Raw genomic sequence first — 20,995 nt, 5'->3', positions numbered from 1 at the left:
AGATGGTTCTGGACTACGATATAATCGTCATCGGCGGAGGTCACGCCGGTTGCGAGGCCGCATCGGCCGCCGCACGACTCGGCTCGCGCACGCTGCTGCTGACGATGGATATGGTCAAATTCGCCGAAATGTCGTGCAACCCGGCAGTCGGCGGAGTAGCTAAAGGACAGATTGTCAGAGAGATAGACGCACTCGGAGGTCAGATGGGCCGCATCACCGACCTCACGACGCTGCAGTTCCGCATGCTCAACCGCTCGAAGGGGGCGGCCATGTGGAGTCCCCGCGCGCAGTGCGACAAGCGGGCCTTCTCGGCCGAGTGGCGCCGCACGCTGGAGAACACCGACAACCTCTACATCTGGCAGGATGCGGCCGTCGAGCTGCTCTTCGACCGCGAGCCGGAGCCGGGGGCCGAAGCCGCCGCAACGGCCCCGGAGCGGCCGTCCGCCGACGGTACTCCGGAGACCCCGAACCCGGGCACGGCGGCACCCGCGGCTGCGGCACCATCCGCCGCGGCAGGGGAGGGGGCCGGACAGCCGGGCAGGCTGCGCATCCGCGGCGTGAGGAGCCGCATGGGGGTCGAATTCTCGTGCCGGGCCGTGGTGCTCACGAGCGGCACCTTCCTCGGAGGGTTGATGCACTGCGGTGCGGCCCATGCCGAGGGGGGACGCGCCGGCGACGCCGCCTCGCACGGCATCACCGAATCGCTCGTGGCCGTGGGCTTTGAGACCGGCCGCATGAAGACCGGCACCCCCGCACGCCTCGATGCGCGGACCATCGATTTCAGCCGTCTGGAGCCGCAGCCGGGAGATGAAAAGCCCGAAAAGTTCTCGTTTTCGCCCGAAACACACCCCGTCAGCGAGCAGATGCCCTGTTATCTGGTCTACACGTCGCCCGAAGTGCACGCCATTCTGCGCAGCGGATTCGACCGCTCGCCACTCTTCAACGGCACGATTCACGGCATCGGACCGCGCTACTGCCCCTCGATTGAGGACAAGCTGCGCACCTTTGCCGACAAGGAGCAGCACCAGCTCTTCCTCGAACCCGAGGGGCGGACGACGAACGAATACTACCTCAACGGCTTCTCGTCGTCGCTGCCGTGGGAGGTGCAGTGGGAGGCGCTGCACCGCATCGAGGGCTTCGAGCAGCTCCACATCTACCGCCCGGGTTACGCCATCGAATACGACTACTTCCCGCCCACGCAGCTCCTCCACACGCTCGAGACGAAGCGCGTCGCAGGGCTCTACTTCGCCGGGCAGGTCAACGGCACGACGGGGTATGAGGAGGCGGCCGCCCAGGGGCTCATGGCGGGTATCAATGCCCACCTCAAGCTGGCAGGGCGCGAGCCGCTGGTGCTGCAGCGCGACGAGGCCTACATCGGCGTGCTGATTGACGACCTGGTGACCAAGGGGGTCGACGAGCCCTACCGCATGTTCACCTCGCGGGCCGAGTACCGGATTCTGCTCCGGCAGGACAATGCCGACATGCGGCTGACGCCGAAAGGGTATGAAATCGGTCTGATTTCGGAAAAAAGGTACGCCTATTTCCTGCAAAAAAAATCGCTCGTAGAATCGCTTGTAGCCTTCGCACGCCGGCAGAGTGTCAAAGCAGCCGAAATTGAGAGCTATTTGAAATCGCTCAATTCGGAGCCTCTGACGCAGGGTCGTAAGCTCTACGAGGTACTGATGCGCAACGATATCACCTTCCGCGGACTGAAGGAGGTGCTGCCGCGGCTCCGCCGCTTCATGGAGGAGGTGGCGATGACCGACGAGGCGATGGAGGAGGCAGAAATCCAAATCAAGTACAAAGGCTACATAGAGCGCGAAAAATTCATTGCCGAGAAGCTCCACCGGTTGGAAAACATACGAATTCCGGCCGATTTCGACTTTTTCTCGATGAATTCGCTTACGATTGAGGCGCGGCAGAAGCTCTCGAAAATCCGACCGGAGACCATCGGTCGGGCCTCGCGCATCCCGGGCGTGTCGCCGGCGGACATCAACGTGCTGCTGGTAAAGTTCGGCCGATAGGGGAGCATACCGCACGCAGCAGTGCAGCGCCGAAAGAAAACTTACTGCGACAGAAGCGGCCGAGGGCAAAGGGTATTCAAAACAGAGCAGGACAGCAAGAGTGTGTTCCACGAGGAACACACTCTTTTTTTTATTCGCAACAATGGTTCCACGTGGAACAATCAAGTAATAAGAGAGGCCAAACGTTCCACGTGGAACAGAGGGCGAGGGAGAAGAAAGGAATAAACAGAAAGAGAAAAAGAAACGGAGGCTGGGAAGACAGAGAGTGAAGGGGGAACAGAGGAAGGGAGGTGGAGAGGTAGAGGCAAAGAGGCAGAAGCGGAGAGGCCCGAAAGAGGAGAGCGGGAGAAGGAGAAAAAAATAGAAAAGAGAAGGAAGGTAGAATAGACAGGAGGTTGAACGGAGGCAATGATTGCCAAAGAGAAATCAATAAAAAGGGGTGAACTGGAAAGCGGTTCACCCCTGAAAATTGTTTTGGAACGACGGAAGGGGAGCGGACGCAGCAAAAAAAATTCGTTGAAAATTTTGCTTAAAAAGTGCCGGCCGCCCTGAAGGTTGTTCGAAGCAAAGGGTCGGATTACTCAATAATCGTGTTCCAGCCGTGGGTATCCTCGGCACGGCCGTACTGGATATCCTGCAGGCGCGTGTAGAGCTCCATCGAAACCTTACCCACCTCGGTGCCGTACTCGTAGACCTTGTTGGTCTGCATGTCGAAAATCTTGCCAATCGGCGAGATGACGGCTGCCGTACCGCAGGCGCCGCACTCCTCGAAGGTGCCCAGCTCCTCGAGCGGAATGGGGCGCTCCTCAACCACCAGACCCATGTCGGCAGCAAGCTGACGAAGGCTCTTGTTGGTAATCGACGGCAGAATCGAAGGCGACTTCGGCGTGATGTACTTGCCCTCCTTGATGCCGAAGAAGTTGGCGGCACCGCACTCCTCGATGTACTTGTGCTGTGCAGCGTCGAGGTAGAGGACGTTCGAGTAGCCCAGACGGTGGGCGTTCTCACCCGAGAAGATGCTGGCCGCATAGTTGCCGCCCACCTTCACGTCGCCCGTTCCACGTGGAGCAGCACGGTCCTGTTCGCGGTCCAAAGCAACCATGATGGGCTTGATACCCGTCTTGAAGTAGGCGCCTACGGGCGATGCGTAGACAATCAGCAGCGCATCCTTGGCAGGCTTGACACCCAGTCCGACCGTCGTACCGAACATCACGGGACGCAGGTAGAGCGAAGCACCCGTTCCATAGGGAGGAATGTAGGCCTCGTTGCGCTTAACGACCTCGATGCAGGCGTTGACAATCATCTCGGTGGTGGGAACAGGCAGGCAGAGACGTTTGGCCGAAGACTGGAGACGGTGTGCATTCTCCTCGACACGGAAGAGACGAATCTTGCCGTCGACGCCGCGGAAGGCCTTCAGACCCTCGAACAGCTCGATGCCGTAGTGCAGACACGAGGCCGACATGTGCATCTTGATGTACTCGTCCTGCGTGACCTCCATCTCGCTCCATTTGCCATCCGTGTAGGAATAGCGAACATTCCAGTCGGTTTTGTGGTAGTCAAAACCCAACTTGCTCCAATCAATTGTTTCCATACTCAATTATTTTAAGGTTTTCCAGTATTTTTCCCATTCATCACAACGCGGAACCATTCCGGAACCTTTTCAATTTTCTATTTTCTTTTTTGCGCTTCGCGGGCGGCGGGGCCGGGCTTCGCGAGCAGCGAGGCCGGACAGCGGAGCCGGGGCGAGCCAGTGCCGGCTGCGGACCGGGCAGGCTGCGAGCCGGGCAGGCAGCGGGGCCGGGCTTCGCTGGCGGCGGGCCAGGCTACAACCGGACGACGCCGGAACAGCGGTGCTGCGGTGGTTGCTGCAGGGCGGCAGACCAATGCAGTGGGGCCGGGCTTCGCTGGCGGCGGGCCAGGCTACAACCGGACGACGCCGGAACAGCGGTGCTGCGGTGGTTGCTGCAGGGCGGCAGACCAATGCAGTGGGGCCGGGCTTCGCTGGCGGCGGGCCTAAGCAGGCAGCAGGGCCTACCCAAATACGCCCGGGAACGCTGTCGAACATGCGCAGCCGCAAATGCGAAGTTCACAAATCGAAGCCTCCTTTTTAACAAAGGAGGACCCGACCAAACGCAATCCGTAAATAAAGAACCCTAAAAAAGCGCGAACTGCAAGCAGAAATCCGCCGAAAGCCTGTCCAGCGGCAAAAGCAGCACCGTTAGCCGACGATGGCGCCGTTGGAGGTCTTCTCGTCGGGTCCCAGCAGGCGCAGCTTGCCCGTGGCATCCTCGCCCATGAGTATCATGCCCCGCGAAACAATCCCCTTGAGCGTACGCGGCGCCAGGTTGACCAGAACCAGCACCTGACGGCCCACAAGCTCCTCCGGGGTGAAGTACTCGGCGATGCCCGAGACGATGTCGCGCTGGTCGATGCCCGTGTCGACGGTCAGGTGGAGCAACTTCTTGGTCTGGGCCACCTTCTCGGCCGAGAGGATGGTCGAAACGCGGATGTCCATCTTCTGGAAATCGTCGAACGTTATTTCATCTTTCTGAGCCTCAACATGTTGCGCAGCTTCAGCAGCGGCATTGGCAGCCTTCGTGGCAGCCAGCTTGTCCAACTGGCGCTGGATGACGTCGTCCTCAATCTTCTCGAAGAGCAGCTCGGGCGTGCCGATGCGGTGGCCCGCCTCGATGAGGTCCGTGGCACCCATGCGCTCCCAGTCGAAGCCCTCGACCGAAAGCATCCGGCGCAGCTTGGCTGCCGAGAAGGGCATGAAGGGCTCGATGGCGATGGCCGTGTTGGCCGTAATCTGCAGCGCCACGTAGAGAATCGTCTTCACGCGCTCGGGGTCGCTCTTGATGACCTTCCAGGGCTCGGTGTCGGCCAGGTATTTGTTGCCGATGCGGGCGATGTTCATCGCCTCCTGCAACGCGGCGCGGAAGCGATAGTTCTCGATGTTGTTTTCGAGCGCCTGCTTGACGGCAGCCACGTCGCGCAGCGCCTCGCGGTCGTACTCCGTAAGCTCGCCGCAGGCCGGCACGACGCCGTCGAAGTACTTCTGCGTCAGCACCAGCGCGCGGTTGACGAAGTTGCCCAGCACGGCCACCAGCTCGTTGTTGTTGCGCGTCTGGAAGTCCTTCCACGTGAAGTCGTTGTCTTTGGTTTCGGGGGCGTTGGCGCAGAGCACGTAGCGCAGCACGTCCTCCTTGCCGGGGAACTCGTCCAGATACTCGTGCAGCCAGACGGCCCAGTTGCGCGAGGTCGAAATCTTGTCGCCCTCGAGGTTGAGGAACTCGTTGGCCGGGACATTGTCCGGCAGGATGTAGCCGCCGTGGGCGCGCAGCATCGAGGGGAAGACGATGCAGTGGAAGACGATGTTGTCCTTGCCGATGAAGTGGACCATCTTCGTATCCTCCGACTTCCAGTACTTCTCCCAGTCGGGCGTGAGCTCCTTGGTGGCCGAGATGTAGCCAATCGGCGCGTCAAACCAGACGTAGAGCACCTTGCCCTCGGCACCCTCGACCGGCACGGGGATGCCCCAGTCGAGGTCGCGGCTCACGGCACGCGGCTGGAGACCGCCGTCGAGCCAGCTCTTGCACTGTCCGTAGACGTTGGTCTTCCACTCCTTGTGGCCCTCGAGAATCCACTGGCGGAGGAACCCTTCGTACTCGTTCAGAGGCAGATACCAGTGACGCGTCTCCCGCTTGACGGGGATGGAGCCCGAGACGGCGCTGTGGGGTTCGATGAGCTCGTCGGGCGAGAGCGTCGAGCCGCACTTCTCGCACTGGTCGCCGTAGGCGAGGTCGTAGCCGCACTTGGGGCAGGTGCCGACGATGTAGCGGTCGGCAAGGAAGGTGCGGGCCTCCTCGTCGTAGTACTGCATCGAGCTCTTCTCGATGAACTTGCCCTCGTCGTAGAGCTTGCGGAAGAACTCCGAAGCGGTCTTGGCGTGGGTGGGCGACGAGGTGCGCGAGTAGATGTCGAACGACATGCCGAGGCGCTCGAACGAACGCTTGATGAGTTCGTGGTAGCGGTCGACAATCTGCTGCGGGGTGACGCCCTCCTTGCGGGCCTTGATGGTGATGGGCACGCCGTGCTCGTCGGAGCCGCAGACCGAGATGACGTCGCGGTGGCGCAGACGCAGGTAGCGGGTATAGATGTCCGAAGGTATGTAAACGCCCGCCAGATGGCCGATGTGAACGGGGCCATTGGCATAGGGGAGCGCCGAAGTGACCAGATAGCGCTTGAATTCTTTAGCCATAGATAACGAGTGGAATATTACTAATTTGTGTCAAAAGTAGTAATTTTTAACAGAAAAGGAAAGCAATCGCGGGGAATTTGTTACCAATCGTCAGCCGCGCGCGGAGTCCTCCGCCGGCCGGGGGAGGAAATGGGGGCGAAGCGGTCCGGAAAAAGGGACAAAGGGGACAAAACGGGGCGGAAAGGGGGCGAAAAAGGGGAGGCAGAGGAATGGGGCGAAGCGGATGGAAAACAAGGGCCGGGCGGACGGGAAACAGAGGCGGGAGAACAGGAAAAGAGGCAGGAGAACAGGAAACAAGGGCCGGGCGGACGGGAAACAGAGGCGGGAGAACAGGAAACAGGGCAGGAGAACAGGAAACAGGGCAGGAGAACAGGAAACAGGGCAGGAGAACAGGAAACAGAGGCCGAGAAGGCGGGAAACAGAGGCCGAGCAGGCGGGAAACAGAGACGGGAAGGGCGGGAATGGTGGAAGGGAGAACGGCGGGGCGGGCAGGAAACAGGGCAGAAAAGAGAGGCGGGATGGGCAGGAAAAAAGGGACGAAACGGACAGGAAGCTGCGAAAAGCGAAAATCGGAAGAGGTGCGGAAAGGAAGGGCTGAAGGGCCGGTGGGAGCAAAGGAAAAGAGAAGGCAGAGCGGCAGCAAAAAGAGGGTGCTGCGTGGCGAAAAAAGAAAAAACTGAAAGGCAGGAAAAGAGGGTGCTGCGTGGCGAAAAAGGAAAAACTGAAAGGCAGGAAAGGGGCCCGGAGCGGGCAGAAAACAGAGGCTGGACGGACGGGCAGCGGCCGCTGTCGGGAGCCCTTCGGAAATACTCCTTTTCCGGCCCGTAGAGACAAAAAGGGGAGGGGTCCGTAAAGGACTCCTCCCCGTGGTCAAAACGCGCCCTGTGGGGCTATTTCTGTACAATATCGAGCTCGTCGAGCAACCAGCCCGCACCGGCGAACTTGTCGACGATGAAGAGCACGTAGCGGATGTCAACGGCGATGGTGCGCTGCAACTCCGGCTCGAAGGTGACGTCGCCCGACATCGCCTCCCAGTTGCCGTCGAATGCCAGGCCGATGAGCTCGCCACGGCCATTCATCACCGGCGAACCCGAGTTGCCGCCCGTAATGTCGCAGTTGGCCAGGAACGCCACGGGCATCTCGCCCCGCTCGTTGGCGTAGCGTCCGAAATCACGCGCCGCATAGAGCTCCTTGAGCCGCTCGGGAACGGTGAACTCGGCGGGATTCTCGGGGTCCTCCTTCTCCATGACACCCTTGAGCGTCGTGTAGTAGTTATACTCGATGCCGTCGGCCGGCGAGTAGGGAAGCACCTGTCCGTAGGTCAGACGGATGGTGAAGTTGGCATCGGGCGCCCACGCCTTGCGGGGCTGCTGCAGCATCAGGCCGGCGATGTACTTGCGCTTGCCCTCGGCATAGGAGGCGTGCTTCTCGCGGTAGGCCGCCGCCAGCTCGAAGTACTTCTTCATCACCGACAACGCCAGCTCCACGGCCGGGTCCTCGGCGATTTTCGCGGGCGCATAGTCATCAATCAGCCCGGCAACACGCTCCCCGGAGGTGAAGAGCGAATGGTCGTAGAGGTAGTCGACATAGGCGTCGATGTCGCCACCGAAGCGTTGGTCGATGACCTCCTCGTAGAACGAGGGCAAATCCTGCATGTGCTCGCGCGTGATGGCAAGCATCCGCTTGGCCACCTTGCGGTCCGTCGCCGGGTTGTAGTCCTTGTACCACTCGGCCAGGACCTCCCTGGCCGCTGCCGGGTCGGGGATGCTGTCGACAAGCTCCATCTTCGAGAGATTGACGAACGCACGGGCGGGCGTCAGCAGCTCGACGGCTCCGAGCAGCGCCTCCGAGATGTACTGCATGCCGGCCTCGTAGGGTGCGGCCTGCTCCTCGGCGCGGCGGATTTTGTCCAGCGCGTCGATGTAGCCCTCCTCGGGCAGCGTCTGCTTCTCGGCCCAGGCCTGGAACGAGGCCTCCTGCGCCTGCTTGCGCTCCATGACGCGGAGCTTGAGCAGCGCCTGCGACATGCCAATCGAGTTCTTCCAGTAGTTCGACGAGCGGGCATACTTCGAGGCATACTGAATCCGCACGGCGTCGTCGGCCATCATGTCCTCCCAGAGAATCTCCTGACGCTCGCCGCGGATGAAGATGCGCTGCGGGTTCTGCGTCTCGAGCAGGTTCTTCATCTCGAACGAGGTCATGTAGCGCTCCGTCGAGCCGGGGAAGCCCATAATCATGGCGAAGTCGTTCTCACTCACGCCGTTGAGCGACACCTTGAGGTACTTCTCGGCGCGGTAGGGGACATTCTCGGGCGAGTAGTCGGCCGGACGGTTGTCTTTGCCGGCGTAGACGCGGAAAATCGAGAAGTCGCCCGTATGGCGCGGCCACATCCAGTTGTCCGTATCACCGCCGAACTTGCCAATCGACGAGGGGGGAGCGCCCACCAGACGCACGTCGCGGTAGACCTCCATGACGAACGAGAAGTACTGGTTGCCGCCGAAGAACGAGCGCACGATTACCTCCATGCCGGGGTTCTCCTCTGCGAGGCGGTCGCGGACGGCCTTGATGTTTTCGGTCGTGATGCGCTCGTACTCCTCCTGCGAGGCGATGGAGGGGACGTTGCCCACGATGTCGGCCGTCACGTCGCCGATTTTGCGGATGAAGCGCACCTCGAGCCCCGGTGCGGGGAGCTCCTCGGCCTCGGACATCGCCCAGAAGCCGTTCTTCAGGTAGTCGTGGTCGACGGCCGAGAGCTGCTGGATGGACTCGTAGCCGCAGTGGTGGTTGGTGAAGAGCAGGCCGCGGGGCGAGACGATTTCACCCGTGCAGCCGCCGCCGAAGATGACGACGGCATCCTTGAGCGAGGAGTTGTTGACGCTGTAAATCTCCTCGGCCGAGAGTTTGCAGCCGCGCTCCTTCATCGCCTTGATGTTCATCTTCTGGAGGTAGGGCAGCAGCCACATGCCCTCGTCCGCCAGCGCCGTGAGCGACAGGAAGGCCGCTCCGAGCAGCAAAAGCATTTTCTTCATAAAAATCGGTGTTGTGGTTTATTGGATTTGTCAGGTTTTTTCCAGATTATTTCCAGGTTTGCCGGGCCGTTCGGTTTCTCCGGGCCTTCCGGTTGTTCGGGCTCCCGGCAGCAACGGAAGGGCCCATCGGAGGGGGCAGCCCCTCTCAGCGGATGACCTTGCACTTGCCGCTCACGCGGAGGATGTCGAGCCGCACCACCTCGGTGCGGTGGAACGACTTCTCGGCGTAGCGCATTCCCACCTCCGCGTCGTCGGGCGAATACTTCTCCAGAAGCAGCCCGAGGGCCTGCATCCGCTCCCCTTCGTCGAGGCCGCGCACGGCCCGGCACTCCACGACGATGCTCTCGTAGGCGGTCGTGAAGCGCTCGGGGCAGACCCGCGTACGCCCCACCACGCAGAAGGTGACCCGCGGCGAGCGCTCCACACAGCGCAGCTTGCGCCCCTCGGGGGCACAGTGGATGTAGAGCGCACCGGCGCCGTCCCAGACGTAGCTCAGCGGCACGCCGTAGGCGCCCCCCTCCTCCCGGTCCGAGACCATGGCCAGAAAGCCGTACTCACCCCCGCGCAGCAGCTCTTCGGCCCGCTCGGGGTCGAGCAGGCGGTCACGCCGCCGCACCGTCGCGTTGTCGTAGGGAAGCATCGCCTCAGCGGATGGCAATCATGTTGCGAATCGAGCGCTCGGCGGCGCGGCGCACCTCCTCGTCGAGCTCGATTTCGGGCGACTCGTGCTCGAGGCACTCGGCGATGTTCTCGAGCGTCACCATCTTCATGTACTTGCAGTTGTTGCAGGCGCACGTCTCGTCGTCGGGTGGTGCGGGGATGAAGTGCTTGTCGGGGTAGCGGCGCTGCATCTCGGCGAGGATGCCCGCCTCGGTGACGACGATGAACTCCTGCGCATCGCTGCGGCCGCAGTAGTCGAGTATTCCGGCCGTCGAGCCGACGTAGTCGGCCGCCTCGAGGATGTAGGCGCGGCACTCGGGGTGGGCCACCACCCGTGCGGCGGGGTGTTCACGCTTGAGGGCCAGCAGCTTCTCGAGCGAGAACTCCTCGTGGACGTGGCAGGCGCCGTTCCAGAGCACCATGTTCCTGCGTCCGGTGAGCTTCTGGATGTAGGAGCCCAGGTTGCGGTCTGGGGCGAAAATCAGCGGCTGGTCGGCCGGCAGCGACTCGACCACCTTCAGCGCGTTGGACGAGGTGCAGCAGATGTCCGTGAGCGCCTTGACGCCCACAGTCGTATTGACGTAGGAGACCACCTTGTAGCCCGGGTAGCGCGCCTTGAAGGCGGCGAATTCGGCCGCATCGCACGACTCGGCCAGCGAGCACCCCGCCTCGGGGCAGGGGATGAGCACCTTCTTGTCGGGGCAGAGCACCTTGGCCGTCTCGGCCATGAAGTGCACCCCGGCAAAGAGGATGATGTCGGCGTCGACCTGCTGCGCCTGGACCGAGAGGGCCAGCGAGTCGCCCAGGAAGTCGGCCATCTGCTGCACGTCGGGCGTCGTGTAGTAATGAGCCAGAATCACGGCCCGCTTCTGCCGCTTGAGCTCTTCGATTTTCCGGCGGAGCGCCGGGCGGTTGTCCACAGTCATCTTCTCTTTTATCTTTTATTTATATATTAAAATCTAAAAATAAGAATAATAATGGGTGTTGACAATGTTGACAAGTCGGAGCGCGGAATTTTCTTCGACATCCGTCGTTGCCGCTGTCGGTAACCCGCCGCCGCAAGTGGCTCTGATTCGGGACTGCCCGACGGGTTATGGACAACTGTTGAAAACACTTTTCCACATTTCAACACCCCTCGGTTTTCCACATCGACCCCCTCGCGGCGGATGATTGCGGCTGCAACAACTTTCGAAAACTTTTTTTGGAGTTGTGGAAAATCCGTACACACACCCTTTTTTCGTGGTCTGCAAATTTTCGGGCCCCAAGTTGTTCTTTTTTTTCGAACGGTTATCGACAGGTTGCCAACACTATTTGCGCACCTTTTCCACAATCCGTCCGGCGATGTCGCGGTACCACTTTTCGACCCGCGGGTCGATGCCGGCGGCCGGACGCCCCTCCTCGGAGCACTCCATAATCGACTGTACGATAGGAATTTCGCCCAGGAAGTCGACGCCGTTCTGCTCGGCATAGCGGCGTGCGCCCCCCTTGCCGAAGAGGTAGTAGCGGTTGTCGGGCAGCTCCTCGGGGGTGAACCACGCCATGTTCTCGATGATGCCCGCCACGGGGATGTTGACCTGCGGGTTGCGGAACAACTCCACGCCGCGCACCACGTCGGCCACGGCCACCTGCTGCGGGGTGGAGACAATCACGGCGGCGTCAATCTTCAGCTCGCCGATAATCGAGAGGTGGATGTCGCCCGTGCCGGGAGGCAGGTCCGTGAGCAGGAAGTCCAGCTCGCCCCAGCGTGTCTGGTGAATCATCTGCCGCAGGGCGTTGACCGCCATGGCGCCGCGCCAGAGCAGCGCGTCGGTCGGTTTGATGAAGAAGCCAATCGACATCAGCTCGATGTCCTGCGCCCGGGCGGGGACTATCTGGTCGATGCCGTCCTCCTGCACGGCGTCGGGCAGGTAGCCCTCGACGCCGAACATCCGGGGCTGCGAGGGTCCGTAGATGTCGGCATCGAGCACGCCGACGCGGTAGCCCATGTTGCGCAGCGCCACGGCGAGGTTGGCCGTGACGGTCGACTTGCCGACGCCCCCCTTGCCCGAGGCGACGGCCACCACGTGGCGGATGGCCCCCGTCGTGGTGCGGTGCTCCTGCTGCTGGGGTTTGCGCGGCGTACCCTCGCGCAGCATCACCGTGACGGTGGCGGCGGGGAAGGCTTCGCGCAGCAGCGCCTCGGCCTGCGCCTTGAGCTTGAAGGCGAAGGGGTCGCGCGCCTTGGCGAAGTGCAGCGCCACGGAGATGTGTTCGTCCGAGGCGTTGACCTGCTCGACGAAGCCGCTCTTGACCAGGTCCTCGCCCGTTTCGGGGTGGATGAGCGAGCCGAGCAGCTCGATGATTTTCTCCTTTGTATCCATAGGTTGAAAAGGGTGTTTTGCGTTTTTCCGACCCTTCGCTCCGCACTGCCGCTGATGTCGGTGTGCGGCATGCGGCGGAGCGGGCGGGGTGTAGTTTTCGCAAATATAATGCTTATTTTGAAGAAAAGTGCTTTTTGGAGCGGAATATTTATCGAAAAACGATAAAATTTATTTGTTTTTCAGAATGAAGTGTTTATCTTTGCCGTAGAATAGGAGTTCGCGCGCATGCGCGGAGGCGGTTTCGGGGGTTCGTCCGGTCCTCCAGAGCGGTCGCAACAGTCCGGCAGCTGGTCGGTTCGGGCGGGGTCGCCGGGGGGGGCGGTCCCGAGGGCCGGAGAGAAGCCGGCGTGCGGTTCCGATAAGGCCGGAGGGTCCGGAGCGGCTGTTGAAAACCGGGGCCGGGTCTGTGGAAAAGAAGCCGGCGGGCTGTCCGTTCAAGGCGAGTTTCCGGTGAGCTGTCCCGCGGGCGGCCGGAGAAAAGCTGGCGGCAGTCCTTTTGGGGGCGAGTTCCCGGGACGTCTGGAGAGAAATCGGCGGGCTGTCCGTTCAGGCGCGTTTCCGGACCTTCAAAAACATGCTGGAAAACAACAAACAATAAAAACCATACGCACAATGAATTTTCTCAAGACTTTTCTGGCGGGGGTGCTGGCCTTCGTGGTCGGATGCTTCCTCGTCTGCTACATCGGCATGATGCTGCTGGTGAGCATGGCCGGTCTGGCGGGCTCCTTCGAGAAGGCGGTCTCGGTTCCCGACGGCTCGATTCTCGAAATCAACCTCGACGAGACCATCACCGACTCGCCCGCAACGAATCCTCTGGCCGAGTTTGACTTCGCGACGATGACCTCGCGCCACTCGCTGCCCGTCCTCAAGGCGATGGGCGCCATCGAGGCCGCGGCCGCCGACAGCCGCATCCGCGGCATCTACCTGCGCCTCAACGGCGCGGGCGGCATCGCCGGTTCGGCCCTCATGGAGGAGCTGCGCGGCGCGATTGCCGACTTCCGGCAGAGCGGCAAGTTCGTCGTCTCCTACAACGAGGTCTACAACCAGGGGGCCTACTACCTCGCCTCGGTGGCCGACAGCGTATACCTCCACCCCGAAGGGGGGATGGACTGGTCGGGTCTGGCCTTCAACCTCACCTTCTACAAGGGGCTGCTCGACAAGCTGGACCTCCACGCCGAGGTCTTCCGCCCGACGGTCTGCAAGTACAAGAGCGCCGTCGAGCCCTACATCCTCGACCGCATGTCGGACGCCAATCGGCTGCAGATGCAGGAGCTGGTCAACTCCATCTGGGGAACGCTCGTGCGGGCCGTCTCCGATGCGCGCGGCATCTCGCCCGAGGAGCTCAACCGCATGGCCGACAATCTGGAGGTAGTGCTGCCCGAGGATGCCCTCGAGAAGGGGCTGGTCGACGGCCTGCTCTACGAGGACCAGATGAACGACGTCTTCGCCTCGTACGGCCTGGAGCCCGACGCCGAGGGCCACTACAGCTTCGTCACGCTGGGCGACTACGCCGCGCAGACGGGCTTCGGCGCAGCGTCGAGCCTCTCGCAGCCCGCCGTGGCGGTGGTCTATGCCGACGGCTCGATTGTCGACGGCGAGGGCTACGAGCTGGACAAGATTTACGGCAACACGCTGGCACGCACGCTGGCCGGGGTGCGCGCCGACGAGAGCGTCAAGGCGGTGGTGCTGCGGGTCAACTCGCCCGGCGGCAGCGCCCTGGCCTCCGACATCATCTGGCGTGAGCTGGAGCTGCTGCGCGCCGAGAAGCCCGTCATCGTCTCGATGGGCTCCTATGCCGCCAGCGGCGGATACTACATCTCCTGCCCGGCCGACGCCATCGTCTCCGACCGGCTGACGCTCACGGGCTCCATCGGCGTCTTCGGCATGTACCTCTACACGCCCGACGCGCTGAAGAACAAGCTCGGCATCACGCTCGACGGCGTGAAGAGCAACCGCTCGGCCGGCATGGGCTCCATCTCGCCGCTCACGCCGGCGGAACGCGCCTCCATCATGCGCGGTGTCGACAAGGTCTACGCCACCTTCACGGGCAACGTCGCCCAGGGGCGCAACCTGCCGCTGGAGCGCGTGCTGGAGATTGCCGGCGGCCGCGTATGGTCGGGTGAGGATGCCCTCGACATCGGTCTGGTGGACGGCATTGGCGGTCTGCGTGAGGCGATTGCCCTGGCGGCCGACAAGGCGGAGCTGGGGGGCGACTTCCGCGTCAAGGAGGTTGTCGAGCAGCCCGAGGGTCTCTGGGCGCTCCTCTCGGAGCTGGGTGTGAGCGTGCGGCAGCAGATGCTCCGCTCGGAGCTCGGCGGCATGATGAAGGAGTACCGTCAGGTGCAGGAGCTCACCTCGCAGCAGGGCGTGGTGATGTACTGCCCGTGGCAGCCCGAGTGGCGGTAGCGGCTCCGGAAGCGGTGGTTCCGGCGGCCCGGGTGCTGCGCGATGACAGCGGCTGCGGCTGCGCAGGAAAGGCCCCGCAGCGCGGAAGCAGGCAGCAGGAGCCGGAACGGGTTCCGCAGCGGGTGCCGGGGGTATGACTGCCCCACAGATAAGGGAGGGAGAAAAGTCGGCGAAGGCTTTTCTCCTTCCGTTTTTTATGCGTAACTTTGTTCGCTATGGCAACAATCAGACTTACCAAGGAGTTCTCCTTCGAGGCGGCGCACGCCCTCGAGGGATACGACGGCGCCTGCCGCGAGATTCACGGCCATTCGTACCGTCTTTTCGTGACGGTCAAGGGGCGCCCCTGTGCGGATGAGTCGCACCCCAAGTGCGGCATGGTGATGGATTTCGGCGATTTGAAGCGCATCGTGGGCGAGGAGGTCGTTTCGCGCCTCGACCACGCCTTCGTGCTGCGCCGCTCGCCGGCCAACGAGGAGCTCGCCCGGCTGCTCGGCGAGCGGTTCCACCGTCTGGTCGAGGTCGACTACCAGCCCACGTGCGAGAACATGCTCGCCGACTTTGCCGCCCGCATTGCGCGGCGGCTCCCCGCCGGTGTGGAGCTCCATGCCCTCCGGCTCCACGAGACGGCCACCTCCTTTGCCGAGTGGTACGCCGAGGACAACCGCTGAGGCGCCGGGTGCCGTGTGCCGGTGCCGGTAAGGGGGTGAGGCCCGCGATGTTGAGGGGTTGAGGTGCCGGGAAACCGGGGCGCCAAGGTCGAGAAAACGGGATGCCGGGTCGTTGAGGTGTCGGGCCGTTGAGGGTTCGGACAAATCGGACCGGGCCGCGTGCCGGAAATCGGGTGCCGGGTGGCGTGTGTCGGACGTTGTGCCGCGTATGCCGCTCCCCCATTCCGAACCGCCGCAAACGCTGCCCCGCCCAAACCTCCGCGAACCGCCCGCGCCGCCCTGCCCNCTCCCTCTGGCGATCTGACTGCGTAGTTGCCAATGTGTGTGGTACGATGTGTCTTTTTTTTTTTTTCAAACAAAAAGCCGCCATCCGGGTCCTGGTCCGTTCTGGGGGGCTGGGAGTTGTTTAAAGGAGCCGGGCGCCGCCCTGCCCCGCCCAAAGCGCCGCCACTCTCCGCCTGCTGCGCCGACGGTTGAAGGTCGAGGGTCGGTCCGCCGCCCTGTCGCCCGCCACTCCCCGCCCGCTGCGCTGCCGACAGTTGACGCCCGGTCGCCCTGCCGCCCGCCGCGATACGACGAATGAAACAAAATCGGAAAATGCGATGAAAAAGCTCTTTCTGGTCGATGCATACGCATTGATATTCAAATACTACTACGCCTTCCTGGGGCGTCCGATGCGCAACCGCGCCGGAATGAACACCTCCGTCGTCTTCGGATTCGTGAAGTTCCTGCGCGACATCCTCAAGCGCGAGCAGCCCGACCTGCTGGGGGTTGCCTTCGACCCCAAGGGGGGCAGTTTCCGCCGCGAGCTCTACCCCGCCTACAAGGCCAACCGCGCAGAGACGCCCGAGGATATCCTCCTCTCGGTCCCCTACGTCAAGCGGGTGCTCGACGCCATGTGCATCCCCGTGCTCGAGGTCGAGGGGTTCGAGGCCGACGACGTCATCGGCACGCTGGCCCACAAGGGGGTCGACGCGGGCTACGAGGTCTACATGGTGACCCCCGACAAGGACTACGGACAGCTCGTGCGCGACCACTGCGTCATCTACAAGCAGAAGGGCTCCGACGGCATCGAGATTGTCGACCGCGAGGCGATTCGCCTCAAGTACGGCATCGACGACCCCGTGCTCGTGCGCGACATCCTGGCGCTGTGGGGCGACGCCTCGGACAACATCCCCGGCGTGCCGGGCATCGGCGAGAAGGGGGCCTGCAAACTGGTGCAGGCGTGGGGCGACGTGGAGAACATCCTGCGCAACGTCGACCACATCGCCGGAAAACAGGGCGAACGCATCGCCTCGTGGCGCGACAACCTGCTGCTGGCCAAGCGGCTGACCACCATCCGGCTGGATGTTCCCATCGACTTCCGCCCCGAGGAGCTGACCCTCTGCGAGCCCCATGTCGACCAGCTGCGGGCGCTCTTCGCCGAGCTCGACTTCAGGGCCTTCATGAACGATTTGCGGAACCTCTCGCCCGCCGAGCCTCTGTCGGACGCCCCCCGTCAGGAGGCGCAGACGCAGCTGGCCGAGGTGGCGCGCGCCAAGTCGGCCGCCGCCCGCAAGGCCGCGCTGGCGGGTCAGGGCGACCTCTTCGCCGCTCCGGCCGCGGGTGCGGATACGGGTGCAGGCGCTGCGGCAGGAGCCGCAGGTGCAGGGAGCGCCCAAACGGTCGGTGCCGCCGGAACAGCCGGGAGTGCCGGAACAGCCGCCGCCGGTGTTGCAGCAGGAGCGGGTGCCGGAATGGCCGGAGCCTCCTCCCCTGCCGGAACTGACTCTGCGGCCGGAGCGCTCTCCCCCGCTGCCGAGGGAACGGATGCCGATGCCGGAGCGGCCGCCGGGAGTGCGGAGGCAGATGGTGCGGCGGAGGCCGAACCCATGGCCACGGCGCTGACGACGCCCCACGAATATCGGCTCGTCGAGAGTGCGGAGGCGCTGCGCGGGGTGGTCGAGAAGCTGCTCGGCGCGACGGAGTTCTGCTTCGACACCGAGACCACGGGCCTCGACCTCTTCAACGACCGCATCGTCGGCCTCTCGCTCGCCGTCGAGCCCCACCGCGCCTGGTACGTCCCCTTCACGCCCGGGGTGGAGGCGGAGTATGCCGCCATCATCCGCCCCCTCTTCGAGTCGGAGCAGATTGCCAAAATCGGCCAGAACATCAAGTTCGACCTCATGGTGCTGCGGCGGCTGGGCGTCGCCCTCCGCGGCCGCCTCTACGACACGATGATTCTCCACTACCTGCTCGACCCCGAATCGCGCCACAACATGAACGCCCTGGCGGAGCGCTACCTCAACTATCGCCCCATCGAAATCGAGACGCTCATCGGCCGCGGGGCCCGTCAGCTGACGATGGACCAGGTGGCCGTCACGCGCGTGGCGGAGTATGCCGCCGAGGATGCCGACATCACGCTGCAGCTCAAGCAGTGCCTCTGGCCCGAGGTGGTGCGCGAGGGTCTGCAGCACCTCTATGCCGAAATCGAGGAGCCGATGATTGCCGTGCTGGCCGACATCGAGACAGCCGGCGTGCGGATTGACACCGCGGCGCTGGCCGACTACGCCGTCGAGCTGCGCGAACGGCTCGCAACCCTCGAGCAGGAGATTCGCACGCTGGCCGAAGAGCCGGCGCTCAACATCAACTCGACGCGCCAGCTGGGCGAGGTGCTCTTCGGCAAGCTGCGCATCGCCGAGAAGCCCAAGATGACCCGCACGAAGCAGTTCTGCACCGACGAGGAGTATCTGCAGGGCTTTGCCGGCAAGTACCGCATTGTCGCCGCCGTGCTCGAGTACCGCGGCGTGAAGAAGCTGCTGTCGACCTACGTCGAGGCGCTCCCGCAGCTGGTCAACCCCCGCACGGGGCGCATCCATACGTCGTTCAACCAGGCGGTGACGGCCACCGGGCGCCTCTCGTCGACGAACCCCAACCTGCAGAACATCCCCGTGCGCGACGAGCTGGGGCGCCGCATCCGCCGCGCCTTCATCCCCTCGGACGACGACCACCTGCTGCTCTCGGCCGACTACAGCCAGGTCGAGCTGCGGCTGATGGCCCACCTCTCGGGCGACGAGTCGCTCATCGCCGCCTTCGAGCACGGCGAGGACATCCACGCCGCCACGGCCGCGCGCCTCTTCCACAAGGAGCTCGACGAGGTGACCCCCGAGGAGCGGCGGCGGGCCAAGACGGCCAATTTCGGCATCATCTACGGCATTTCGGCCTTCGGGCTGAGCCAGCGGCTCGAGATTCCGCGCAAGGAGGCTCGGGAGCTTATCGAGGGCTATTTCGCCACCTATCCCGGGGTGAAGGCCTACATGGAGCGGGTGGTCGAGCAGGCGCGCCGCGACGGCTTCGTATCGACGATTTTCGGCCGGCGGCGCTATCTGAACGACATCAATTCGCGCAACGCCGTGGCGCGCGGTCTGGCCGAGCGCAACGCCGTCAACGCCCCGATTCAGGGCTCGGCGGCCGACATCATGAAGATTGCGATGATTGAGGTGAGCCGCCGCTTTGCGGCCGAGGGCATCCGCTCGAAGGTGATTCTGCAGGTGCACGACGAACTGGTGGTCGACCTGCTGCGCGAGGAGCAGGAGCGCGTCACGCGCATCGTCACCGAGGCGATGGAGTCGGCCGCGCGGCTGCGCGTGCGGCTGGTGGTCGAGTGCGGCGTGGGTAAGAACTGGCTCGAGGCGCACTGACGACGAGGGTGAAGCGAAAGAGGCTGCACCTGTATATCCTGAAAAACCCCGTCTGCTTCTCTTGCAGACGGGGTTTTTGTCTGGCCGGCCGAGGCTCCGCGCGGAGGGGGCAGCCTTCCGTGTTTGCCCTCTTTCCGAGTGTATCGGGGGCGCCGGACGGGCCGGGCGCTTCGGAAGAGCCGGAGGGGGCGGGGTTTCCGGGTGCGTCCGGGCGCCTTGGGGAGTCTCTTTTTCGGCCGGGCCGGCCTCAGGGGTGCGGGGTCGCCGTGCAGGGAGCGCCTCAGAACGAGACGCCGACGCGCAGGCCGAAGCCGCCGATGTTGTCAAGCGTGTAGCCCAGCACCTCGCTCGAGTTGGTCGCGATGCTGTAGAAGGCCGCCACGTGGAAGCCCAGCCGGTAGTCCGGGCGCGGGAAGATGCTCACACCCACCTCGGGCGAGAAGTAGAAGCCCCACGAATCGGAGTATTGCTTGACCGTGTAGTAGTAGGAGGACATCTCGGCGTAGCAGGCGCCGATTTTCGTGCCCACGTAGGGCTGGAGGACGCTCTCGGGCAGGAAGACGTAGCGGCTCGCAACACCGAACGGCAGCTGGAAGAGCGCGTGCTTCTGGGCGGCCGTCAGCGCCGAGTTGCCCGTCGGGTAGATGGTCTGGCGCGGGATGGACTGCAGGTTGGTCTGGTAGTTGATGAACAGACCCACGGCCATGCGCGGGCAGAAGTAGTAGCCGCCCTCGAAGTTCATGCCCCACCCCGAGGCCTTGTCGGCGAAGAGGCCGCTGCCCACGGGGAAGTTGCTTTGCCAGTCGATGTTCATGTAGGTGTTGGGGAAGAGCTGCGCCTTGCCCGGCAGCGTCAGTACGAAGAGCCCGGTTGCGAGCAGCAGGAGTTTTATGGTTTTCATGGTCTCATGCGTTTTTTAGATGGTTATTGTGCCAGATAGGGGGATTGTACGAAGGCCTGGTTCAGACCGTCGACGGTGCGCTGCAGGTTGAGCTCGTCGTCCGCGGTGAGCAGCCCGCCCAGGAAGCAGTCCCAGACGACGGGGAGCTGCTTGCTGCCCGCGTCGGCGTCGCCCTCGAGGTTGACCATCTCGACCAGCAGCGAGCCGGTCCGGTAGCCGTAGAGCACCGGATAGGGGTAGTACCACCCCAGCCAGTCGCCCCAGTAGCCCGGGCCCCAGTAGTAGGGGTAATAGCCCCACCAGTAGGGGTAGTTGTAGCCTACGTAGTAGGTCACGCGGCTCACGTAGCTCAGCTGGAGGCCCAGCTGTGCCGCGGCCTTGTCCTCCACGCGCGTGTAGTTGCGTGTGTCGAGGTTGTCGACCACCGTGGCGATGAGCTGCTGTGCGTCGGCATCCTTCCAGTATTCGGCCTTGTCGGTGTTGCCGATGAGCAGGATGCTGTCGGGGATGAAGTAGGTGTTGAAGGAGGCGAAGTCGGTCCCCTCGTCGTAGGCCGTGTAGACCAGGTTGTCGTTGTTGAGCCCCGATGCGGAGGGCTCCTTCTGACACGAAGCGGCTGCAATGCCCAGGAGAGCAACCGCAAGGATTCGGAAAATTCGAACGCTCATGACATTTTGATTTTTATGGTTTGTTGGCTGTCGATGCCGGGGGTTCAAATACTGTTCCACTCGAGCGGGGAGCGCGTCGGCGGACCGAATCTGCCGCAAAAAGGTTTTTTCGTGCCGGCGGTGCGGGGTGCGGCGGTGCGTTGCGGGGACTTTTCGGCGGGGAAAGGGCGGAGCGGGGCGCTGCGGTGCGTAACATCTGACGCCGCCCGGGAAAAGAGAGGGGGGAAGATTGTGGGGGGGCGCGAGCAAAAAAAAAAAAAAGAGAAAAGTATGGGGAGCAGTGGACTGCGGATACAAAAACTAAATAAACAGTCAGCATCACGAAGTACTCAGCGAGA

The 20,995-nt window shown here is 63.2% G+C and carries 13 protein-coding genes; 5 read left to right on the top strand and 8 right to left on the bottom strand.

Features of this window, described 5'->3' with window-relative positions:
• Positions 1-2 precede the first annotated feature (2 nt).
• Complete coding sequence (gene mnmG / locus C8267_RS07100; RefSeq protein WP_106634193.1) at positions 3-2,024, top strand: tRNA uridine-5-carboxymethylaminomethyl(34) synthesis enzyme MnmG; 2,022 nt, start codon at positions 3-5, stop codon at positions 2,022-2,024.
• Positions 2,025-2,601: 577 nt separating this feature from the next.
• Here mnmG and C8267_RS07095 read toward each other — a convergent pair.
• The gene (locus tag C8267_RS07095; RefSeq protein ID WP_087361935.1) at positions 2,602-3,615 is read right to left on the bottom strand and encodes a branched-chain amino acid aminotransferase; all 1,014 of its coding nucleotides are present in this window, start codon (positions 3,613-3,615) and stop codon (positions 2,602-2,604) included.
• 627 nt (positions 3,616-4,242) lie between these two features.
• Complete coding sequence (metG, locus tag C8267_RS07090) at positions 4,243-6,285, bottom strand: methionine--tRNA ligase (RefSeq protein WP_106634192.1); 2,043 nt, start codon at positions 6,283-6,285, stop codon at positions 4,243-4,245.
• A 223-nt stretch (positions 6,286-6,508) separates the two neighbouring features.
• Between metG and C8267_RS07085 the strand changes: the two genes are divergently transcribed.
• Positions 6,509-6,883: a hypothetical protein gene (locus C8267_RS07085; protein ID WP_106634191.1), complete on the top strand. Its 375-nt coding sequence runs from the start codon at positions 6,509-6,511 to the stop codon at positions 6,881-6,883.
• A 292-nt stretch (positions 6,884-7,175) separates the two neighbouring features.
• Here C8267_RS07085 and C8267_RS07080 read toward each other — a convergent pair whose 3' ends face one another.
• The 4 genes from C8267_RS07080 to C8267_RS07065 all read right to left on the bottom strand — a co-directional run bounded on the left by C8267_RS07080 (position 7,176) and on the right by C8267_RS07065 (position 12,334).
• Positions 7,176-9,314: a S46 family peptidase gene (locus C8267_RS07080; RefSeq protein ID WP_106634190.1), complete on the bottom strand. Its 2,139-nt coding sequence runs from the start codon at positions 9,312-9,314 to the stop codon at positions 7,176-7,178.
• Between the two features lie 145 nt (positions 9,315-9,459).
• Positions 9,460-9,954 carry a pyridoxamine 5'-phosphate oxidase family protein gene (locus C8267_RS07075; RefSeq protein WP_106634189.1) on the bottom strand — a complete coding sequence of 165 codons (495 nt, stop codon included), beginning with the start codon at positions 9,952-9,954 and terminating at the stop codon, positions 9,460-9,462.
• A gap of 4 nt (positions 9,955-9,958) precedes the next feature.
• Complete coding sequence (gene nadA, locus C8267_RS07070; protein ID WP_106634188.1) at positions 9,959-10,900, bottom strand: quinolinate synthase NadA; 942 nt, start codon at positions 10,898-10,900, stop codon at positions 9,959-9,961.
• Positions 10,901-11,281: 381 nt separating this feature from the next.
• Positions 11,282-12,334 (bottom strand): Mrp/NBP35 family ATP-binding protein, encoded by a 1,053-nt coding sequence (locus tag C8267_RS07065; RefSeq protein ID WP_087361941.1) that lies wholly within the window; start codon positions 12,332-12,334, stop codon positions 11,282-11,284.
• Between the two features lie 612 nt (positions 12,335-12,946).
• On the opposite strand from C8267_RS07065, the gene sppA reads away from it, so the two are divergent.
• The 3 genes from sppA to polA all read left to right on the top strand — a co-directional run bounded on the left by sppA (position 12,947) and on the right by polA (position 19,088).
• Complete coding sequence (gene sppA / locus C8267_RS07060) at positions 12,947-14,740, top strand: signal peptide peptidase SppA (protein WP_106634187.1); 1,794 nt, start codon at positions 12,947-12,949, stop codon at positions 14,738-14,740.
• A gap of 215 nt (positions 14,741-14,955) precedes the next feature.
• Complete coding sequence (locus tag C8267_RS07055) at positions 14,956-15,408, top strand: 6-pyruvoyl trahydropterin synthase family protein (RefSeq protein WP_087361943.1); 453 nt, start codon at positions 14,956-14,958, stop codon at positions 15,406-15,408.
• A 602-nt stretch (positions 15,409-16,010) separates the two neighbouring features.
• Positions 16,011-19,088 (top strand): DNA polymerase I, encoded by a 3,078-nt coding sequence (gene polA / locus C8267_RS07050; RefSeq protein ID WP_106634186.1) that lies wholly within the window; start codon positions 16,011-16,013, stop codon positions 19,086-19,088.
• A gap of 280 nt (positions 19,089-19,368) precedes the next feature.
• On the opposite strand, the gene C8267_RS07045 is transcribed toward polA, so the two are convergent.
• Complete coding sequence (locus C8267_RS07045) at positions 19,369-19,989, bottom strand: outer membrane beta-barrel protein (RefSeq protein ID WP_106634185.1); 621 nt, start codon at positions 19,987-19,989, stop codon at positions 19,369-19,371.
• 23 nt (positions 19,990-20,012) lie between these two features.
• Positions 20,013-20,657: a DUF4136 domain-containing protein gene (locus C8267_RS07040; protein WP_106634184.1), complete on the bottom strand. Its 645-nt coding sequence runs from the start codon at positions 20,655-20,657 to the stop codon at positions 20,013-20,015.
• Positions 20,658-20,995 lie beyond the last annotated feature (338 nt).

The sequence above is a fragment of the Alistipes sp. Marseille-P5061 genome, assembly GCF_900290115.1.
In the GTDB taxonomy this organism is placed as follows: domain Bacteria; phylum Bacteroidota; class Bacteroidia; order Bacteroidales; family Rikenellaceae; genus Alistipes; species Alistipes excrementigallinarum.
This window is presented reverse-complemented; position numbering and strand designations above follow the sequence as displayed.